This is a genomic window from Streptomyces sp. NPDC107559 (genome assembly GCF_055657365.1).
The window spans coordinates 297,242-314,999 of sequence record NZ_JBVKBD010000008.1; the positions used below are offsets into that span (position 1 = coordinate 297,242).

Below are 17,758 nucleotides of genomic sequence, written 5' to 3' on the forward strand. Positions count from 1 at the left end.
CCCTCACCAGGTGCAGTGAGCGAGCTTGGCGGGTGGTCAGTAGCGGGCGCCGACCGGGGCCGGGATGGCGTCGAGGTCCGCGATGTCGGCAGGGGACAGCCGGACGTCCGCGGCAGCCGCGTTGTCGGCGAGGTATTTCGGTGTCTTGGTGCCCGGAATGGGGACGACGTGCGGGCCCTGGGCGAGGAGCCAGGCGAGGGCGACCTGTGCGGGGGTGGCGCCGATCCGCTCGGCGACCTGGCGGACCTTGGCGGCGATGTCGAGGTTGGCGTGCAGATTCTTCTGCTGGAAGCGCGGCAGACGGCGTCGCTGGTCGTTCTGCGGCAAGTCGTCGAAGGAGGCGAAGCGGCCGACGAGGAAGCCCCGGCCCAAAGGCGAGTAGGAAAGCAGCCCGATGCCGTGCTCTCGGCAGTAGGGCAGGACTTCGGCCTGGACGTCACGGGTCCACAGGGAGAACTCGGCCTGCACGGTGGCGACCGGATGCACGGACTGAGCACGCTGGATCTGCTCGACGCTGACGGTGATCTCGGACAGGCCCAGGTGGCGGGCCTTACCGGCCGCGACCGCCTCGGCCATGGCGCCCCACGTCTCCTCGATGGGGACCTCGGGATCGACGCGGTGGAGCTGATAGAGGTCGACGTGGTCGGTGCCCAGGCGGTGCAGGCTGGCGTCGATAGCCGCACGGACATGTTCGGGCCGGCCGTTGGGCCTGACGACCGGGGACCCGCCCGGGCCGCCGGTGGGATCGACGGCCTCCAGGCCGACCTTGGTGGCGATCACCGCCCGTTCGCGCCGGTCGGCCAGGCTCCGGCCGACGAGTGACTCGTTGGTGTGGGGGCCGTAGACGTCGGCGGTGTCGATCAGGGTCACGCCCAGATCGAGTGCCTGATGGATGACGGAGCGGGAAGTGGCTTCGTCGCGTGGCGTGGCCATGTCGTAGGCGAAGGTCATCCCCATGGCGCCCAGACCGACGACGCCGACCTCAGGTCCCTTGGTGCCCAATGTGGTGGTACGCATGGTGTTTTTCTCTCGTGTTGGTTCTCGGTACCCACGGCTCATGGACGGGAAGTACCGGGAAGGGTCTGGCCTGGCGGCAGGGGAATGCCGAGGCTGTCAGCGTGTGCTGGTGGGGCGTGGTCGGCCGAGTTCCTCAGCCGCGGCCGACCCTGCCGGTCGGCGCCCTGCGGTGATCTGGTCGTGCAGGCTTTCGAGGGCGGCGACCCAGCTCTCCGAGCACGTGGGGAAGGGCTGGGACGGTGTCGCGCAGTGTGTCCGCGGGGGACGTGGGCGCGATCTCCACGGTCGCCTGCTGCGGCTACGCCCGCGGCAGGCCGAGTGCGTAGCCGTCAGCGATGATGTGCCCGTCACTGAGCAGTGTGAGGAAGGCGTTGGAGTGGGGATGAACGGGTGCAGGTGGCGGGTTCGGCCGTTACGGAGATCGGGGCGGTTGGCGCGGAGCCTGCCCTCATTCGCGCCGGCCGAGTACGCCCGCCCCGGGTGGCAGGCCCGCCTGCTCCCGAAAGCCGTCACCCCTGCGCGGCCGGAATCAATGGTCCAGGCGCGAGACCTGGTAGTGGGCGATGTACCAGCCGTCCTCCAGATGCCTCACCAGGACCGCGAGTTTGACGGCCACCGGCGCCCGGTCGGTGAAGGTGAACACGGCGTCCAGGTAGCCGAGTACGAGGTCGTCCGCGAACCGTCGGGTCTCGAGGACGCGGTAGGCGGCCTTCATCCCGAGCGGCTGGGAAGCGTAGTACTCGGCAACACTCGGTCTGCCGACGCCGTAGGGGTGCAGCCCCTGGAACACGGCGTCCTCGGTGAAGCCCGCGGCCACATCCTTCGGCTCGTGGGCGTCGACGGCAGCCTTCCAGCGGTCGAGGACGTCGCGCAGGACCAGTTCGTCGTCCTTTGTCGTGCTGTTCATGACCTCTTCCTTGCTCGGTGGTCCGGCGGCTGCTCAGTGACCGGCGCTCATACCGCCGTCGACGTGCAGGATCTCGCCGGTGACGAACGGAGCCGTCTCCAGGAAGAGCACGGCGTCGACGATGTCCCCGACCTCGCCCATCCGCCCGACCGGGTGCAGGGCGGCGAGGAAGTCGTGGGTCTCCTCGGCGTGCATGGGGGTCTTGATGGTGCCGGGCGACACCGCGTTGACGCGGATGCCGCGGGTGGCGTACTCGATCGCGAGGGACTTGGTGGCGGACTGCAGACCGCCCTTGGTCAACGAGGCCAGCACGGAAGGGACGTTGGAGTCCGCGTTGTCGACCAGGCTGGTCGTGACGTTGACGATGTGACCGCCGCCCTGTGCCAGCAGATGCGGGACGGCGAGCTGCGTGATGTGGAAGAAGCCGGTGACGTTGATGCCTGTCACGGCGGCGTAGTCCTCGGCCGTGTACTCCGTGAACGGCTTGGCGACGAAGATGCCCGCGTTGTTGACCAGGGTGTCGATACGGCCGAACCGCTGGACCGCTGCGGAGATGACGCGCTCCGCGGTCGCCGGGTCGGCGATGTCGCCCTGGACGGTCAGGACGTCGGCGTCGTCGACGGGCGCGATCGTGCGCGAGGTGGCGACGACGGCGTACCCGAGCTTGCGGTAGCCCTCGACGAGGGCGGCGCCGATACCCTGGGACGCGCCGGTGACGACGGCGACCTTCTGGTCGGGCGTCTGGTCCTGAGTGCTCATGGTGATCTCCTCCGAATGATTGACCGGCACTAATCGACCGGTCGACTATTTGAAAGGTAGGTCGGACCCCCGACCTACGGAAGGATCTGTTTCCTACCGTATGGGAGGCGCAGGCTCCCAGCGCAGATCAGCCACGGAGCGCGTACGGATCGCCGGCGGGCAGCCAGGCATCCGGGGCTCTGATGCCGAGGTCGCCGATGCCGTCGCAGAGGGCGTCGACGACGGCGAGGACCCCGTCACGGTTCTCGTTCTCGCGCCGGACCAGGGACCAGGTCCAGTAGGCCTTCGGGGCGACGATCTCGCAGCGGACGAGGTCCGGGGGGAGCGGATTTGTCTGTCCCTTGGGCGAGTTGACGACGGGGCGGGTGCAGCGGCGCACGTGGTCGAAGAAGGCGGGGCCGGTGATCGCTCCGTCCGAGATGTGTACCGTGCGGGCGCCTGTGGCCCCTGCGAACTCCTCGCCGTACACGTTCCAGGATGCCCAGGAGGTGACGTCCTCGTCGATGAGGACGTCGGTGTCCTGGGCCGCCACGTCGGGCGCGTCGCTGCTGTCACCACCCCTGGCGACGGCGTAGAGCCGGTCGGCGCCGATCAGACGGGCCCGCAGCCCGAGCCGCTCGAGGTCCTCGCTGCGCACCCAGCACACGGCGAGGTCAAGGCTGCCGTCGGCGACCCGCGCGGCCTGGGTGTGGGAGGGGGCGACCCATGCGTCGACGTGTACCTGGGCCACCGCGGCCGTACGCGAAGTCAGGTCCGGAGGAAGCCAGTTGACGTAGCCGAGCCGCACGGCCTGGGAGCCGGACAGACGGCCGGCCCGCTGTTTGAGGTCGTCGGCGCGGTCCAGCAGGGCGCGGGTGTGCGGGAGCAGGGCGGCTCCGGCCGGGGTGAGGGAGACCTTGCGGCGGTCACGGTCGAAGAGCCGGACACCCAGGTCCCTTTCGAGCGCCTTGATCTGCTGGGAGAGCGAGGGGCCCGCGATGAGGAGCCGCTCGGCGGCCCGGCCGAAGTTCAGTTCCTCGGCGACCGCGACGAAGTACCGAAGCTGACGCAGTTCCACACGCGCCATCGTACGCACGCTGGGAGGCTGCGCCTCTCAGCAGCGAGGAAGCCGGTCGTGGCATCGGCGCAGGTGAAGGGCACACGATGGGCTTATCAACGACGAACGGAGTGCATCATGCGAGAGTTCCTGGTCGAGATCACCACCACCGTTCCCGAGGGCACCGGCCAGGAGGAGGTGGACCGGCGGCGGGCCGCCGAGGCCGTCCGTGCGAAGGAGCTGGCCGCGACCGGCAATCTGGCCCGGCTGTGGCGTCCCGTGGGCGAGTTGCGCAGCATCGGCGTGTGGCGGGCCGCCGACGAGGAGGAGCTCCACGAGAAGGTGCTCGGCACCCTGCCGCTGCGCCCGTGGATGATCCTCACCGTCACCCCGCTCGAGTCGCACCCCAACGACCCCGGCCGCAACGACGGTACGAAGTGAGCATCTCCTCACCCTGGACGCATGTCGCCCGGGCAGCCGCCGCGCTCGCGGCGGGCATGGGGGTCGGACGCTTCGTCTACACCCCGATCCTGCCCCTGATGCACACCCAGGCGGGCCTGTCGGCCGGGGCCGGGGCGAGCCTGGCCACCGCCAACTACGTCGGCTATCTCGTCGGCGCACTCGCGGGCATCCTGGCCCCCGTACTGGTCCGGTCGCGCACCGTCCTGCGCGGGTCCCTGCTCCTGTTGACCGGCACGCTCGGTGCGATGCCCCTCACCCACAGCACCGCCGTGTGGGGCCTGCTGCGGCTGCTGGCCGGCCTGGCGAGCGCCCTGGTGTTCGTCGTCGCGGCCGGGTCGCTCCTGCACCACCTGCGGGAACACCCGCCGCACCTGTCCGGCTGGGCGTTCGGCGGGGTGGGCGGCGGCATCGCGCTGTCCGGTCTGCTGGTCCTGGTGCTGCGGTCCGTCGCCGACTGGCGGGCCGCCTGGTGGGCCGCGGCCGCGCTCGCCGCGGTGCTCGCCGCCGCCTCGTGGAATCTGCCGCCGGAGGACGCGCCCGTCGCCCCCGCGGCCAGGAGCAGCGCGAGGCCCCGTACGCACCGCTGGTTCGGTGCGCTGTTCGTCAGCTACACGCTGGAGGGCGTCGGCTACATCGTCGCCGGGACCTTCCTGGTCGCCGCGATCGGACAGGGCTCTCCCGGCTGGCTCGGCAGCGTTGCCTGGGTGCTCGTGGGCCTCGCCGCCGTGCCGTCCTCGGCGCTCTGGGCCCGGCTGGGGCGCCGCTGGTCACGTCCCGGACTGCTGCTCACCGCGCTCGTGGTCCAGGCGGTCGGCATCGCCCTGCCGGCCCTGGTCGGTGGTACGGCCGCGGCCCTCGGCTCGGCGGTGCTGTTCGGCGCCACGTTCATCGGCGTCAGCACGCTCGCCCTGGCCGCCGGAGCCCATCTGCGGTTCCCCCGCTCGGTGGCCCTGCTGACCGCCGGATACTCGGTCGGCCAGATCCTCGGCCCGCTGGTCGTCGCGCCGATCCTCCACCATGGCTACCACCGGGCGCTGCTGCTGGCCGCCCTCGTGGTCCTCGCGGCGGCGGCGGCCGCCGCCGTACTGCGGATCGGCTTCCCGCACCACATGGTCGCGGCAGGACACACGGCATCCGTGCGACAGCGAGAATCGACCGAGGACGACTTGCCCGCCGCGGCCGGTCCCGACAGCACTCGTGGCGCACTCGGCCACCTGACGTGACGCCGCTGATGACCACACCACGGGATCTCGCGATCGTCGCCTTCGACGTGGCGACCGACAAACCTTGGAGCAGGGCGATCTGTTGCTCGCGCGCGGAAGCCGAGGTGCTCGACCTCATCTAGCTAGGCAGTTTCGTTTGGGTCAAGATGGGGGCGAGTGATCGGCAGGCGCTTCCGGGTGGCACCCTGGGGTGATGCAGTCATGGACCCCGTCCACCGAGAACGACCTGCGGCATCTGTTCAATGAGTGGGATCCGATCGGCGTCGCCGAGGACGTGCAGGACGAGTATGACTGCATGCTCGCCCCCTTGCTTCAGCGACTCCGCAGCGGTGCCAACCAGACGGAGATCGGTGAGTTTCTGCGACACGAGCTGCAGTATCACTTCGGACTCGATCCTCTCGGCCTGCGGCCCGAAGCGATGACCACCCGAGTGATCACCTGGTGGTCCGCTGCCAGCAGGCCCGATGGCGCCGGCGGCAGCGTGTAGCCGCTCCCTCCAGATCGCCGGATCGTTGGTCAAGGCGTGCCGTTGACTGACGCGCAGTGGGCGCGGATCGAATCCCTGCTCCCAGATCGGATGCCGAAGCGGGGTGGCCGGTGGCGGGACCACCGAGAGGTGATCGACGCGATTGCATGGAAGTTCCACACCGGATCACAGTGGGTGCACCTGCCGGAGAAGTACGGCAACCGGCGAGGTGTCTACAACCGGCTACGGATGTGGTCCGTCGACGGCACCTGGGACAGGGTGTTCCAACGTCGTCCAAGCACACCTGGAACTGCACGACCTCAGCCGACGGCCTTCGCGACAGTTCATCCCGCAGCCACGCGAGCCGTTCGTCCGGGCTCTGTGACTGGCGCCGGCACTTCCCGATGAGCTCCCAGAAGGAATCAATGTCCACAGCGGCACTGTGCCAGGCACCTCTGACAACGCATGGTCAACGGACCATGTTCGAGCGGTGGAGAATCCGGAGATCATCATCCAGCTTACCCAGGATGAGGCGCTGGTCCTGTCGGACTGGTTGGAGCAGGTGCAGATGACGAACCTCAGTCGTCTCGTCGGCGATGCGGCGGTCTGGGCGCCGCTTCACCGCATTGCCGGAACGCTCGACAAGTCGCTGCCAGGGATCTTTGCGGCGGACTACGCCGAACGTCTGGAAGCGGCCCGCAGCAGGCTTCGTCCAGCGCTGGACGACAGCGCCAGTGACGAGGAGGGTGCGGACGCATGAAGCACCTCTCGGAGATGACCGAACGCGAGTACTTCGCCGGCATCGGTCAGCCTCCCGGTATGTTCGTCGACAAGACCTCCTTCCGCATGCTGACTGCGTTCCTGACCGGCCATGTATGGCCGGTTGCGTAATTTCGCACGCTCGTGGTGGCGTAATTCCCCAGGTGCTGAGCCTGCTTGGTCGCCGTGATGTGGCCCAGGGCAGGACGTTCAGGCGGTGATCAGGGACGGGTCACCGACGGCGGAGACGACGTTGGACAGCGTCGTGAAGAACGGTCCCGGCCAGCTGTCCTCGCGGGCGTGCGCGTCGTTGTCTGCCCAGTCGCTCTCCCGCAGCATGACCGCGGTCATCCCTTGCCCGGCTGCGCCGCTCAGCTCGTCACCCCCGCCGTCACCGACGTAGAGGCACTCACTGGTCGGTGTTTCCAGTTCCCTGGCGACCTGGCGGAACAGCTCCGGATCCGGCTTCCTGCGGCCTTCCTGACAGGACAGCACGACCGCATCGACCAGGGGAGCGATGACCAGCGTCGGCCAGGTCTCCGCAAGTTCGATCGTGCAGTCGCTGAGAACCCCGACCCGAAGGCCGCGGCTGCGAAGCTGCTCCAAGGTGTCGAGTGCGTCGTCGCGGAAGACGAACAGCTCCCGCTGGGAGGCGAGCCTGGCTGCCGTGGCCGCGGCCAGCGCGTCATCGGCCGGATCGAACCCGCAGCGCTGGGCCAGTGTGCGGAGCGTCTGACGCAGATCGCCCAGGGCTCCCGTGGCTCGCTCCGGGAAGGACTCGTCCAGTGCCCGGCGCCATTGCTGCATCGGAATCCCGAGCGGGGACGCGCTGCGGGCTGCGTGATCGTCCCAGATCCCGGCAGGGGTGCTCGGAGTCAGCGTGCCGAAGAAGTCGAAGATCACAGCGGAGTAGGACATGGCCGGAACCCTATCGGCCCTGCGGTTCCGGCCGCTGTGGAATCGATCTCCAAGCGGTGAAGCGGCACCGACCGCTTCGCTGCGGGCGTGTGCGATGACGTCCTGGACAAGTGGGACGTGGGCTTACCGGTTCTCGCCGGGGACGAGTGGGTCGCTTGCCGCAGCCAGAGGAGGCGGCTACCCCTTCGTCCGCGCTGCGTTGATGCTCGACGGCCGTTCCTGCGTCGGATGAGAAATCCTGTTGGCCGGCTGCCAGCGACCTGCGAAGATGCGTCTGTTCGTCAGGCGGAGGACATTTGTTCGTTTTCGTGTGTGCGGGATGCGGCGCCGAGTTGACCACCTCGCTCACCCAGGTCTCACTGCCGGTCCATGCCCGTCAGAAGTACGGGAACGGGGCCCAGCTGCCGGTGCTCATGGAGTCCGGGACGTTTGCCGTGGACCCGGACTCCTGGGGAGGGCCGTGGCGGAGGTGGGACGAGATCGATCCGGGCGAAGCGGAGGCACGCGGCATCTACGCGCCGGTCTACGCCCTGTCCGACAGCACGCCCGGGGCGAGTGTCATCGCGCCCGGTGATATCCGTGGAACCCGGCTGATTCCTGAGAAACGCGGCGGTGCCTGCTGCGGCCTCGACGGCGCCGACGGGCCCAACATGGCCTGCCAGGCATGCGACCTCCCCGTGGCGACCAGGGTCGACGACTGCTCGCTCTGGCAGGCAGTGCGGCTCAGCCCGGACGCCGTGCACCGCGTCCCCGTTGACGGTATCCACGCTGCGCCCCTCTCCTGGCCGGAGCTGACAGAGAACGGGGAGAAAACGCCTCCGTTCGAGCCGATCGCCACCTGGGGAGGACCGCTGGGGCCGAACCACTACTGGTCGTGGAGCCCGCAGTGGGAGGCGGCAGCCGGCCATGCGCTCGCCCACCTGCTGGTTGCCTCCCAAGGGCAGCCGGTGGAGGTCCCGGGCGGTCTGACCGCGGACATGTTCCAACGCGCGCTCGACGCCCTGCTGCCCGCAGGCGCCCCGAAGCGGCGCGCCGTCCTGGCCGGACCAGGACAGCCCTCCCCGGACGCGGGCGTCGACATCCTCCTCGTACCGGTCCACCCCCAGACAGGCCAGACCTGGACCCCCGCCGGCCCGGCTGCGTCGGCATACCTGGTGCCCCTGCCTCTTGGAGTGTGGCTGTGGTTGGTCTCTCCCCAGCCCTACCTGCCGGTCCCCGCGTCAGGCCGCATACCCCAAGATGTACTCCGCGACGACCCCCTCCCACTGCTTCCCAACTACCTGTTCCGGGCCGACTGGGGAACGTTGCAGCACACCTTGGTCCGGCTACCAGCCGTGCGCAGCCCGTGGCTGCGCACGATCGTCGAGAACCTCACACAGGGCGCCTCGGCCAACTTCTTCTAGCCGTCTGGCAATCGAACAGCGCCTGACTGTCGTGTCTCTCGAAGTGGTCGACATCTGCTGTCCAAGCTCGGTTCTGGCACAACTTCGGTGGTGACGGGCAGAGGGTGTGTCACGCGAATCCGCCTCAGAACCCAGGTGCCGGACTCGGCTCAGTGTTCAAGCGTCGCTGACACTGGCTGACTGGTCGTGACGAGCCCGCCGCCCCGGACATCGCACGCCGGACGTCCGGCCGTGCTGTCGGAGGCGGCTTGTATCCTGCACGCATTCGACGATCGGACGATCACGGGTACGGGCATGCGGGCACGGGGCCGGCGTCCAGGGGCGGGAGCGCGGGATTTCGATGAGTGACGCACATCCGATACGAAGCCGCAGACCGGGCGTCTCGGGTGTTGCGTGCATCATCGCCGGGGTCGTCCTTGCCGCCGTCGGGGCCATCGGCGCCTTGCTCCAGCACGACGCTCCCGGCCGGAGTGCGGAGCCGCGTACGGAGTTCACCGCGAACAACCCGCCCGCCGGTCTGCCCACCGCGCTCACCACCGGCCAGCACCTCCGCTGGTCCGGCTGCACCTCGCCGCCCACCGCGCGCACGGGCTACGACTGCGCCACCATGAAGGCCCCCCTCGACTACCGGAAACCCGACGGCAAGACGATCGACGTCGCCCTGGTCCGCCGTAAGGCCACCGGCCCGAACGCCCGGCGCATCGGCTCGCTCGTTCTCAACTTCGGTGGCCCCGGCGTGTCCGGCGTGAGCGGACTGCCCGAATTCCTCAACCAGTACGAGCCGCTCCTCGACCGCTACGACCTGGTTTCCTTCGACCCGCGCGGCGTCGGCGCGACCATCCCCGTGCGCTGCGGGAAGACGGCGGACGACACCGGCTACGACGGGGCCGACGCCTGCGCCGAGCACTCCGGGGCGCTCCTGCCGTACATCGGCACCTCGCACACCGCGCGCGACCTCGACCTGATGCGCTATCTACTCGGCGACGAGCGGCTGCACTACTTCGGCGTCTCGTACGGAACGGCGCTCGGCGCGGTCTACGCCCACCTGTATCCGTCCCACGTCGGACGGCTCGTCCTCGAGGCGCCCGTCGATCCGACCGAGGACCTCGACGAGAGGCAGGTGTCGCAGGTCAAGGCGGTCCAGGCGGCGTTCGACCGGTTTGCCGCGCACTGCGCGGCCCGTATCCGCCACTGCCCGACCGGCAACGGGCCCGAGGAGGCCGCGCGGCGCATGGCGCACCTGGCCGACCGCCTGAAGAAGAAGCCCGCCCCGGCCGGCGCAGGAAGGACCCTCGACGCGGACGACCTCGCGTACGCCGTCAGCGACCATCTCGACTCCGGCACAGACGGCTGGGCGCCGCTTGCCAAGGCCCTCACCGCGCTGATCGACCACAACGACGGCCGTCCGCTGAGCAAAGGCGCGGACGACATCGGCTCCGCCGACCGCGCGGCGACCCCGCACGACAACAGCATCGCAGCCCAGACCGCGATCACCTGCGCGGACTCCAGCCTGCGCCCCGGCTTCGAACGCCTTGACAGCGACGCGGCCCGCATCAAGACCGCCTCACCCGTCTTCGGCGAGGCCTGGTCCACCGGTGTCTACCTCTGTTACGACTGGCCGTTCGACGGCGAGCGCGCCACGCTCCAGGTGAACGCCGACGGCGCGGCCCCCGTCCTGGTGGTCGGCGGCACCGGCGACCCGACCACCCCCTATCCCGGCGCCCGCCACATGGCCCGCGCCCTGGGCGACGGCGTCGGCGTCCTCCTGACGGCCGAGGAGGAGGGCCATGGCACATACCCGCAGAACCGCTGCGTCACGGAGAGGGTCGACCACTACCTCCGCACGGGCCGCACCCCGGCCCCGGGGACGGTGTGCCGGGGCAGCATGCCCTGAGCTTGTTCTTCATGTACCAAGATCTACCGGGTTTGCCGATGGCCTTGAGGGTCTCGGGGCGCTTGACAGTCTTGTCGACGCTGTAGCGAGGTGCCCGGTGCATGTTCTTGGCGCGGGGTGGCCGTCTGGGGCTGGCTCCTCGGGGTTTGGGAATACGGGCTGGGCAGGCGAGGCGACCACGGATGTTGCTGAACCTCCTGGCGGACCCGGGCCGGGGTGAGCCGGTCGGAGGTGGCCGGCTTCACTCAGGGCCGACGGAGGTCCGCGGCGAGGAGCTGAGCGAGCCGGAGTCGGGTGTGCGCGACGATCAGGGTCCAGGTCCAATGGTCCGCCGCCTCGGGAGTGTGGAGCTTCGGGGTGGTCCATCCGAGGGTCTGCTTCGCGAAGCGGTAGGTGTGCTCCAGGTCGAAGCGGCGGAGAAATGCCTGCCAGAGGTGGTCCACACCGTCCGGGGTGGCACCTCTCTTGGAGGACCATCACCGCAGCGGCGGAGCGTCCCGCCTCTTCGACGGATGCTCGACCTGTAGCCGCATCAACGTCTTTTCAAAAAAGGGCAGTTCACCGTCGTGATCGAGCCATGAGGAGCGGTAGGCGAGCCTCGGGTGGACCCGTCTCATGCCTGGGCCTCGGCCTTACCGTAGTTGGTGGTGTCATTGACCGTGGTGGTCGCGGGCTCGGGTCAGGTCTCCGCCTTGGTGAACCGGAATTTCGGGCCGTGCTTGGGTGGCCCGGGCGGCGGACGGGTCCGACGGCGAGGAGGCCGTGGAACTGGGGGAGGACGCCCGTCGACTGCTGGACGGCCCGCTGTCGGAGGGCGACCTCCACACGGTGTGGCTGGCCGTGACCGGCCGGACCTTCGATCCGGCCGGTCACGGCATGGACGTCCGCACCTGGCTGCGGGCGGTCTCCGACCTGGCCACGGACCGCCTCCGGCAGAACGGACGCTCCTACGTCCCGCCGCCGGTCCAGCCGGTACGGGACGAAGGCCTGTGCGGGGAGATCGTGGCGGAGATCCGGGGGCTCGCCACGGAACTGACCGGCGCCACCGGGCTGCCGGACCTCGCCGCGGGGCTGGAGCAGGTAGTCACGAAGGCCGACGCCGATGTCGGCTTCCGGCTTCTCCTGCGGGCCCTGAAGGTTTACTCCGCACAGGTCTCGAAGGAGCGGTACGACAGGTTCCGCGAGCTCGGCGAGCGGCTTGGGTACCCGGTCGCGGTCGTCCGAGACGGTCTCACCGTCGACTGGCCGCCCATCGACACCACGTGCCGCGACACCGAAGGGGACTTCGGTCTCTCCCGGCTCGCGGGGAACGCACATCAGGACTGGCGGGAGAGCACCGCCCGGCGCGAGGTCCGCCGAGTGGCCGACGCGGACGAGCCCGGCCAGTCTCCGGGCACGGCGGCAGCCCTTCTCCTGGAGGACGCACTGCGACTGCTGCACTCCCCACTGACCGACGCGACGATCACCACGCTGTGGCTCGCTGCCTCGGATGCAGCACTGCGCGGCGACGGCCGCGACCGGCTGCGACTGGTCGCCGACGTCTGCGAGGAGCGGCTGCGGGAGGTCGCCCCCGGGTACACCGCCGTAGTGCCGCCCGCGCGTACGGAGTTGGCTGACCTTGCGATGCGCGAGGTCCGGGAGGCGGCACACACGGTTGCAGGCAGCGCCGTCAGCCCCCACTGGCAGCCGATCCCGGCCGAGGAGGCCATGGCGGCGCTGGAACAGGTCGTCGGCCGGGTCGATCCGGACCTCGGGTTCCGACTGCTCCTGCGGGTCCTGCGGGCGCTGTCCGCACGGATCACGCCGGGACAGTACGAACGGTACGAGGCGCTCGGCGAACGGTTCGGCTACGGGGAGTACCACATCTACGAAGTGGAGCAACTCGTCCGGTCGGACAACTCGGCGGCTCGGCCCAGAGGCTGAAGGCTCAGGCCCGGCAGATCCGAGCCCGCACGCATGGCGTTCCTCACCGGGACCGTTCCCGGTGAGGAACGCCGTTTCGCGTGGGGCGGTCGGAGGGTCAGCGCAGGCTGCACGTGGACACCCGTACCCCCTGTGACAGCATCAGGTACACGTCGGTGCGTCCCTTCGTCGCAGTCGCGAGGTCCGTCGAAACCGTCTCGTAGTCGTACGGCGACGACGTGCCGGTGAAGTGGACCGTGCCGGCCAGGCGGCCCGTCGGGGAGCCCAGGCGGATCTCCACCGGGTCCGGCGAACCAGCCACCTGGACGCCGAACTGCCAGACACCCGAGCCCAGTTTGCGTGTCCGTGGACCTCAGCCACGCCCCGTCCGCCGTGGCTGAGACCGTCATGTCGGCCGCCTTCGACTAGTGGACCTTGCTGCTCGCGCCGTGGCGAACGTGCAGCTGCTGTTGGCCTGGGTCGTCGTCTACGACCGGCAGGCCACTGAGGAGCGCGGCCCGTCGCCGACAAGGCGGTCGGACGTGCCGAGGACTGCGCCAAGGATGCCCGCTCTTGAGCCACCAGGCGGCCCCAGGCGTGCTCCTGTGACCACCCCGGCCGGGCGACGGCGAATTACCGGACGCGGCGTTTGTGACGGGCCCGGCGAGCATGGTCGTCACCGTGTTGCCTGCGACGGCCAGGGCGATCGTGGGTCCGCTCCGGAGTCTCACACAAGAGCCCCGGCAACCGAGGCAGTGTTCGTCCTCGCACCAGCGTTGCTGAGGGGACATCACGCATCGCCATCCGTCCTGGTCACGAGGGCCACCCCGAGTCCGAGGCCTCTACTTCTCCGGCGGAACAGCCCTCGTGGACCGTGGACGAGGGTGGGTCTGGGCCACGGTGTGCACTGGCTGCCGCACGGCGCACTGGCCAGCGGCCACCGCGCCGCCTTCACCAGGCCACGCAGCCTCTGACGTTCCCCCAGCCGACCCACGAGCGAGATCAAGGTCTATGGCTGGAGGTCGCGCTGGTACCAGGTGCCTGACTTGCCGCCGAGATCAGCCGGGGTGGCAGGGATAATCGGGACGAACCCGGCCTTGGTCAAGACTCTTTGGGATGCGGCGTTGTCGTGGGAGGTGGCCGCACGCAGTGTGCGTATCCCGTACCGCGCTGCCGCAATCCGGCACAGTTCCCGGACGGTCGCGGTTGCCACGCCGCGGCCGGCGACCCGCTCCGCGACCCGGTAGCCGAGTCTGGCAGTGCCGTCCTCCAAGTCGTACAGGTTGAACCTGCCGAGTACCGAGCCGTTGTCGTCGACGAGCACGTAGAAGGCGCAGCTGCCGGCCTCCTGCTCGGCCAGCGAGGCGTTGTACCCGTCGGTGAACTGGTCGAAGAAGTCGTCGCCGCGGTCGGAGATCGAGGCAGCGAAGTAGGTTCGGTTCGCCAGTTCGAAGGCCAAAACCGCCGCGGCGTGGCTGGCATGCAGCCGCTTCAGCTCGGGCATTGCCCAACTCTATCCAGAGCGTGCGCTGAGGCCACCTGAGTTTCCGCCAGCGGCAGACAGCCTCAAGATCAGGGCACATGACGAGCTACTGCAGGAGTATTAGGGCCACTTTCACGAGTACGCCGACACACGTAGAGGATGCCAGCCAGGGCAGTGCGGTTCATATGGGTGCTGAGGGTACGCCGGGCAGCAGGTTGGGCAGGGGTGCTGCCATGGGCGGAGTCTCTCGTAGAAGCGCCGCGACAGACAGTTCCCTGGATGTCCCGTAGAGGGCGTCGATGTGGTCGTCGATGTGGTCGTCGATGTCGGTGGGGCCGGTGCTCCTTCGCCTGGGCCAGCACCGCCTCGGCGACACGGTGGATGAACTCCGGCACTGGCTTGGACGCCCCAGTTGTTCGACGTGCCCATCAGGGTGACCTCTGTGCTGAACAGCTTGCGCAGGATCCGGCCCGCGCGCACCGTCTGGTTCCCTGCGATGTCCAGCCACAGCGCGTCGGCCCGCAGCGCGGTAGGCGTGTCGCGTACATCGGGATACGGATCTGCCTCGCCGAACGTCTCCAGCTGCCCTGCCTGCGTGCGGAGGTTCGTCACAGTGGCCAGCGACATCACTGCAGGATCGTTGCACTGCAGGATGACGTCGATGCGGCCTCAGAGGGTGAGGCCGGTGGGCCCGTAGGTGCTGCAGAACTCGCAATGGCAGCTGGTCAGGGAGTTCGCCTGGCAATGGGCGGTCGGCCAGTATTGGGATGCGCAGGGGGTTGGGTCGAGCAGCGTCTCGTCGCGGGGCACCGTCCTGTTGCACCAGGTGCAGCGGACGGCTGTAGGCACATCGGCCTCCTGCAGTTGCCGGGCCGCGAGGACGGCGGTCTCGAGCGGCGCTTTCTCCAGAACCTCCGCAGGGGCGCTGTCCAGTAGAAGCTTGCTCGGCCACAGGCTCAGTCCGGTCACCGCTCTGATTGCCTGCAAGGCCTTCTGTCCCACGTTCCCGGATTCGGTCACCAGTACGGTGAACGCTGGTTCTTCCATGGACACATCTCCTAGAGCAACGGTCAGATGACGAGAAGGAGACTCGCTGGCCTCATGCGTGCTGCGGGGGGCCGATGACCGGGCTGCTCGGAGCTGAGCGGCCCGTCGGTCTTCAGCCGGTGCGGCGTCGGATGCAGCGTGGCCGGGCCGCGCACACGATGTAACCGCCACGGCGCGCTTCGCCGATCCGGCGCCGGTCGCCTCCTATGGTGTCCGACGCCGGACGTGGGGGACCAAAGCGCCTATGACGGGGCGAACTGACTCAGAGGCAGGAGCCGATGGCCACCGTTGAACGACAGCCGGACCAGACCGCCGTGGTGACCGCCGAACCCGCCACCACCGCCGGGCAACGACCACCGGGCCGGCTCCGACGCATCGCCGGGCCCATCACCCGTGCTGTCCGGCCCTTCGACATCGCCGTCGTCACGTTTTTCCTCCTCGCCGCCCAACTCCTCTACGTGAACCTGTGGCACGACCTGGCCCACCAGTACCTGACCGACTCGGGAGGGGACCAGAACCAGGCCGAGTGGTTCATCGCGATCACCGCCGAGAACCTTGCGCACCTCCACAACCCGTTCTTCACCACCGTCCAGGGGTTCCCCGATGGGGTGAACCTGATGGCCAACACCGCCATGCTCGGCCTGACCGTGCCGCTCGCACCGATCACGCTGGCGTTCGGGCCGACCGTGACCTACGCGCTCTTGCTGACTTACGGCCTCGCGGCGACGGGCATCGCGTGGTACTGGGTGCTGCGCCGGTGGTCGGTGCGCAGCCGTCCCGCGGCCGCGGTCGGCGCGGCAGTCGCCGCCTTCGCCCCGCCGGTGATCAGTCACGGCAACGCCCACCTCAACTTCACGGCGCTCTTCATGATCCCGCTGATTGTCGACCGGGTGCTCTGCCTGTGCCGGGGTGACCGGGTCGTACGGGACGGAGCGTTGCTCGGCCTGTTCACCGTCTACCAGATCTTCATCGGCGAGGAGGTGCTGCTGCTCGCCGCGGTGGGAATGCTGCTGTTCGCCATCGCGTACGCCCTGGCGGACCGCGGTCGCGTGCGGGACGCCGTGAAGTCCCTCGGAAAGGGTCTGCCGATCGCGCTCGCCGTGTGCCTGCCGCTGGTCGCAGGGCCCTTGTACTTCCAGTTCTTCGGACCGGGCAGCTACACGGACGTGCCGCACGGCCCCGTCGTCAACAGCCCGCTTTCCTTCCTGCAGTTCTCCGGACGAGCGCTGGCCGGCGACCAGGCGATCGCGGACCGGTTCGCCGTGAACCGCCTCGAACAGAATGCCTTCTACGGCTGGCCGCTCGCCGCGCTCGCTCTCGCGATCGCCGTCCGCCTGTGGCGGCGGCCGCTGGTCAAGGCGCTGGTGTGCACCGCAATCGGTGGGGCAGTGCTCTCCATGGGGTCACGCATCGAGATCCCCGGCACCGGCGTCGTCGTGTCGGGACCGTGGCGGCTGATCGCCGAGCTGCCCCTGTTCGGGTCGGTCATCGAGAGCCGGTTCGGCATGGTCTGTGCACCCGTGCTGGGCGTGCTCGTGGCGCTGACGGTGGACCGCCTCGCGGCCACGTCCGATCTCCGGCTGAAGATGTGGGGGCTCGCCGCCGTCGCCGCGGCCCTGCTGCCTATCGTGCCCACTCCGTACCCCACGAACGTCCGTCCGTCCGTGCCCGACTTCATCGCCCACGGGACATGGCGCCGGTACGTCGACGAGGGCCAGACCCTCGTCCCCGTACCGCTCGCCCACGCGTACACCACCGAGTCGCAGCACTGGCAGTCCGCGACCCGCATGGCCTTCACCATGCCGGGCGGTTACTTCATGGCCCCCAACGGCCCCGAACACACCGGTGGTTACAACCCGGATCCCCGCCCCACCTACCGGCTGCTCGGGACCGTGTACACGAGCGGGAGAGTCCCGGAGATCGGCCCGCAGCAGAAGACCGAAGCCGAGGAAGACCTGGCGTACTGGAAGGCGGGGGTCGTCGTGCTCGCGCCCGGGTTCAACGCTCCGCCTCTCTACGAGACCCTGAAACAGCTCCTGGGCCGGGACGGCACGCAGGTCGGCGGAGTCTGGGTGTGGGACGTGAACTACGGCCCGTCCGCCGCTCGGACCCCGGAAGGCGAACGGCCCGGTACCGCCTGAACGGCCGGTACCGGCTGCAAAGGGCCCGGCTCCGGCCGACTGCCGCACGCACGTCACTCGCTGCAGCCCCGCCTTGATCCCGACCTGCCGAGCGTCCAGCGGTCTCCGATCGTCACGACACCACGAGCCGACCGACCGACATCATGCGTTCAAGTTCCTTACGTTGTCGAGGGGTTGATTCCGATCACTCGTAGGAGCAAGAGCCCCAGGGATGCTGGGTGCGGCTGTCAAGCTCATGGCGCACAAGTGGCTTCTGCTGATTGGTCATGTCTGATGCACGATCGGGTGACATCGAGCACGCCGATGTAGGCGACCTGGTCAACGCGTGAAGCCTCTCGGTA

At 69.2% G+C, this 17,758-nt stretch carries 17 protein-coding genes and 4 pseudogenes; 10 read left to right on the top strand and 11 right to left on the bottom strand.

The window, feature by feature from the left end:
• Window positions 1–36 precede the first annotated feature (36 nt).
• The 4 genes from ACZ7OY_RS24715 to ACZ7OY_RS24730 form a co-directional block, all read right to left on the bottom strand.
• Window positions 37–1,017 carry an aldo/keto reductase gene (locus ACZ7OY_RS24715; RefSeq protein ID WP_471913376.1) on the bottom strand — a complete coding sequence of 327 codons (981 nt, stop codon included), beginning with the start codon at window positions 1,015–1,017 and terminating at the stop codon, window positions 37–39.
• A 529-nt stretch (window positions 1,018–1,546) separates the two neighbouring features.
• Entirely contained in the window at window positions 1,547–1,924 is a 378-nt protein-coding gene (locus ACZ7OY_RS24720) for a YybH family protein (RefSeq protein WP_471913377.1), read from the bottom strand.
• Between the two features lie 33 nt (window positions 1,925–1,957).
• Complete coding sequence (locus ACZ7OY_RS24725) at window positions 1,958–2,683, bottom strand: SDR family NAD(P)-dependent oxidoreductase (protein ID WP_471913378.1); 726 nt, start codon at window positions 2,681–2,683, stop codon at window positions 1,958–1,960.
• A 127-nt stretch (window positions 2,684–2,810) separates the two neighbouring features.
• The gene (locus ACZ7OY_RS24730) at window positions 2,811–3,749 is read right to left on the bottom strand and encodes a LysR family transcriptional regulator (RefSeq protein WP_471913379.1); all 939 of its coding nucleotides are present in this window, start codon (window positions 3,747–3,749) and stop codon (window positions 2,811–2,813) included.
• Window positions 3,750–3,857: 108 nt separating this feature from the next.
• On the opposite strand from ACZ7OY_RS24730, the gene ACZ7OY_RS24735 reads away from it, so the two are divergent.
• From ACZ7OY_RS24735 to ACZ7OY_RS24750, 4 genes and pseudogenes are all read left to right on the top strand, one after another.
• Window positions 3,858–4,160, top strand: a complete 303-nt coding sequence (locus tag ACZ7OY_RS24735) for a muconolactone Delta-isomerase family protein (protein WP_471913380.1) — start codon at window positions 3,858–3,860, stop codon at window positions 4,158–4,160.
• 56 nt (window positions 4,161–4,216) lie between these two features.
• Complete coding sequence (locus ACZ7OY_RS24740; RefSeq protein ID WP_471913474.1) at window positions 4,217–5,404, top strand: YbfB/YjiJ family MFS transporter; 1,188 nt, start codon at window positions 4,217–4,219, stop codon at window positions 5,402–5,404.
• A 193-nt stretch (window positions 5,405–5,597) separates the two neighbouring features.
• Window positions 5,598–5,891 (top strand): hypothetical protein, encoded by a 294-nt coding sequence (locus ACZ7OY_RS24745; RefSeq protein ID WP_471913381.1) that lies wholly within the window; start codon window positions 5,598–5,600, stop codon window positions 5,889–5,891.
• A 36-nt stretch (window positions 5,892–5,927) separates the two neighbouring features.
• Window positions 5,928–6,143: pseudogene (locus ACZ7OY_RS24750) on the top strand (transposase); the annotation flags it as partial.
• Between the two features lie 25 nt (window positions 6,144–6,168).
• Here ACZ7OY_RS24750 and ACZ7OY_RS24755 read toward each other — a convergent pair.
• Window positions 6,169–6,303 (bottom strand): annotated as a pseudogene (locus ACZ7OY_RS24755) (DUF4240 domain-containing protein); the annotation flags it as partial.
• A gap of 57 nt (window positions 6,304–6,360) precedes the next feature.
• Between ACZ7OY_RS24755 and ACZ7OY_RS24760 the strand changes: the two are divergent.
• Both ACZ7OY_RS24760 and ACZ7OY_RS24765 read left to right on the top strand, forming a co-directional pair.
• Complete coding sequence (locus tag ACZ7OY_RS24760) at window positions 6,361–6,630, top strand: hypothetical protein (RefSeq protein WP_471913382.1); 270 nt, start codon at window positions 6,361–6,363, stop codon at window positions 6,628–6,630.
• The gene (locus tag ACZ7OY_RS24765) at window positions 6,627–6,761 is read left to right on the top strand and encodes a hypothetical protein (protein WP_471913383.1); all 135 of its coding nucleotides are present in this window, start codon (window positions 6,627–6,629) and stop codon (window positions 6,759–6,761) included. The genes ACZ7OY_RS24760 and ACZ7OY_RS24765 overlap by 4 nt, the downstream gene beginning before the upstream one ends.
• 78 nt (window positions 6,762–6,839) lie before the next feature.
• Here the strand turns inward: ACZ7OY_RS24765 and ACZ7OY_RS24770 are convergent, their stop codons facing one another.
• Window positions 6,840–7,547 carry an HAD family hydrolase gene (locus ACZ7OY_RS24770; RefSeq protein WP_471913384.1) on the bottom strand — a complete coding sequence of 236 codons (708 nt, stop codon included), beginning with the start codon at window positions 7,545–7,547 and terminating at the stop codon, window positions 6,840–6,842.
• Between the two features lie 296 nt (window positions 7,548–7,843).
• Here ACZ7OY_RS24770 and ACZ7OY_RS24775 point away from each other — a divergent pair, with 296 nt between their 5' ends.
• Complete coding sequence (locus tag ACZ7OY_RS24775) at window positions 7,844–8,950, top strand: hypothetical protein (protein ID WP_471913385.1); 1,107 nt, start codon at window positions 7,844–7,846, stop codon at window positions 8,948–8,950.
• A 340-nt stretch (window positions 8,951–9,290) separates the two neighbouring features.
• The gene (locus ACZ7OY_RS24780) at window positions 9,291–10,844 is read left to right on the top strand and encodes an alpha/beta hydrolase (protein WP_471913386.1); all 1,554 of its coding nucleotides are present in this window, start codon (window positions 9,291–9,293) and stop codon (window positions 10,842–10,844) included.
• 16 nt (window positions 10,845–10,860) lie between these two features.
• Here the strand turns inward: ACZ7OY_RS24780 and ACZ7OY_RS24785 are convergent.
• Window positions 10,861–11,571, bottom strand: a pseudogene (locus tag ACZ7OY_RS24785) (NF041680 family putative transposase); the annotation flags it as partial.
• Between the two features lie 35 nt (window positions 11,572–11,606).
• On the opposite strand from ACZ7OY_RS24785, the gene ACZ7OY_RS24790 reads away from it, so the two are divergent.
• Window positions 11,607–12,767, top strand: coding sequence for a hypothetical protein (locus tag ACZ7OY_RS24790; protein WP_471913387.1), 1,161 nt, complete (start codon window positions 11,607–11,609; stop codon window positions 12,765–12,767).
• 97 nt (window positions 12,768–12,864) lie between these two features.
• Here ACZ7OY_RS24790 and ACZ7OY_RS24795 read toward each other — a convergent pair whose 3' ends face one another.
• The 4 genes and pseudogenes from ACZ7OY_RS24795 to ACZ7OY_RS24810 all read right to left on the bottom strand — a co-directional run bounded on the left by ACZ7OY_RS24795 (window position 12,865) and on the right by ACZ7OY_RS24810 (window position 15,276).
• Window positions 12,865–13,068 (bottom strand): carbohydrate-binding protein, encoded by a 204-nt coding sequence (locus ACZ7OY_RS24795; protein WP_471913388.1) that lies wholly within the window; start codon window positions 13,066–13,068, stop codon window positions 12,865–12,867.
• A 687-nt stretch (window positions 13,069–13,755) separates the two neighbouring features.
• On the bottom strand, window positions 13,756–14,250 hold the full coding sequence (locus ACZ7OY_RS24800; RefSeq protein ID WP_471913389.1) for a GNAT family N-acetyltransferase: 495 nt from the start codon (window positions 14,248–14,250) through the stop codon (window positions 13,756–13,758).
• Between the two features lie 320 nt (window positions 14,251–14,570).
• Window positions 14,571–14,829, bottom strand: a pseudogene (locus tag ACZ7OY_RS24805) (haloacid dehalogenase); the annotation flags it as partial.
• A 69-nt stretch (window positions 14,830–14,898) separates the two neighbouring features.
• The gene (locus tag ACZ7OY_RS24810) at window positions 14,899–15,276 is read right to left on the bottom strand and encodes a ribosomal protein L7/L12 (RefSeq protein WP_471913390.1); all 378 of its coding nucleotides are present in this window, start codon (window positions 15,274–15,276) and stop codon (window positions 14,899–14,901) included.
• Between the two features lie 278 nt (window positions 15,277–15,554).
• Between ACZ7OY_RS24810 and ACZ7OY_RS24815 the strand changes: the two genes are divergently transcribed.
• Window positions 15,555–17,417: a glycosyltransferase family 2 protein gene (locus tag ACZ7OY_RS24815; protein WP_471913391.1), complete on the top strand. Its 1,863-nt coding sequence runs from the start codon at window positions 15,555–15,557 to the stop codon at window positions 17,415–17,417.
• Window positions 17,418–17,758: the final 341 nt, after the last annotated feature.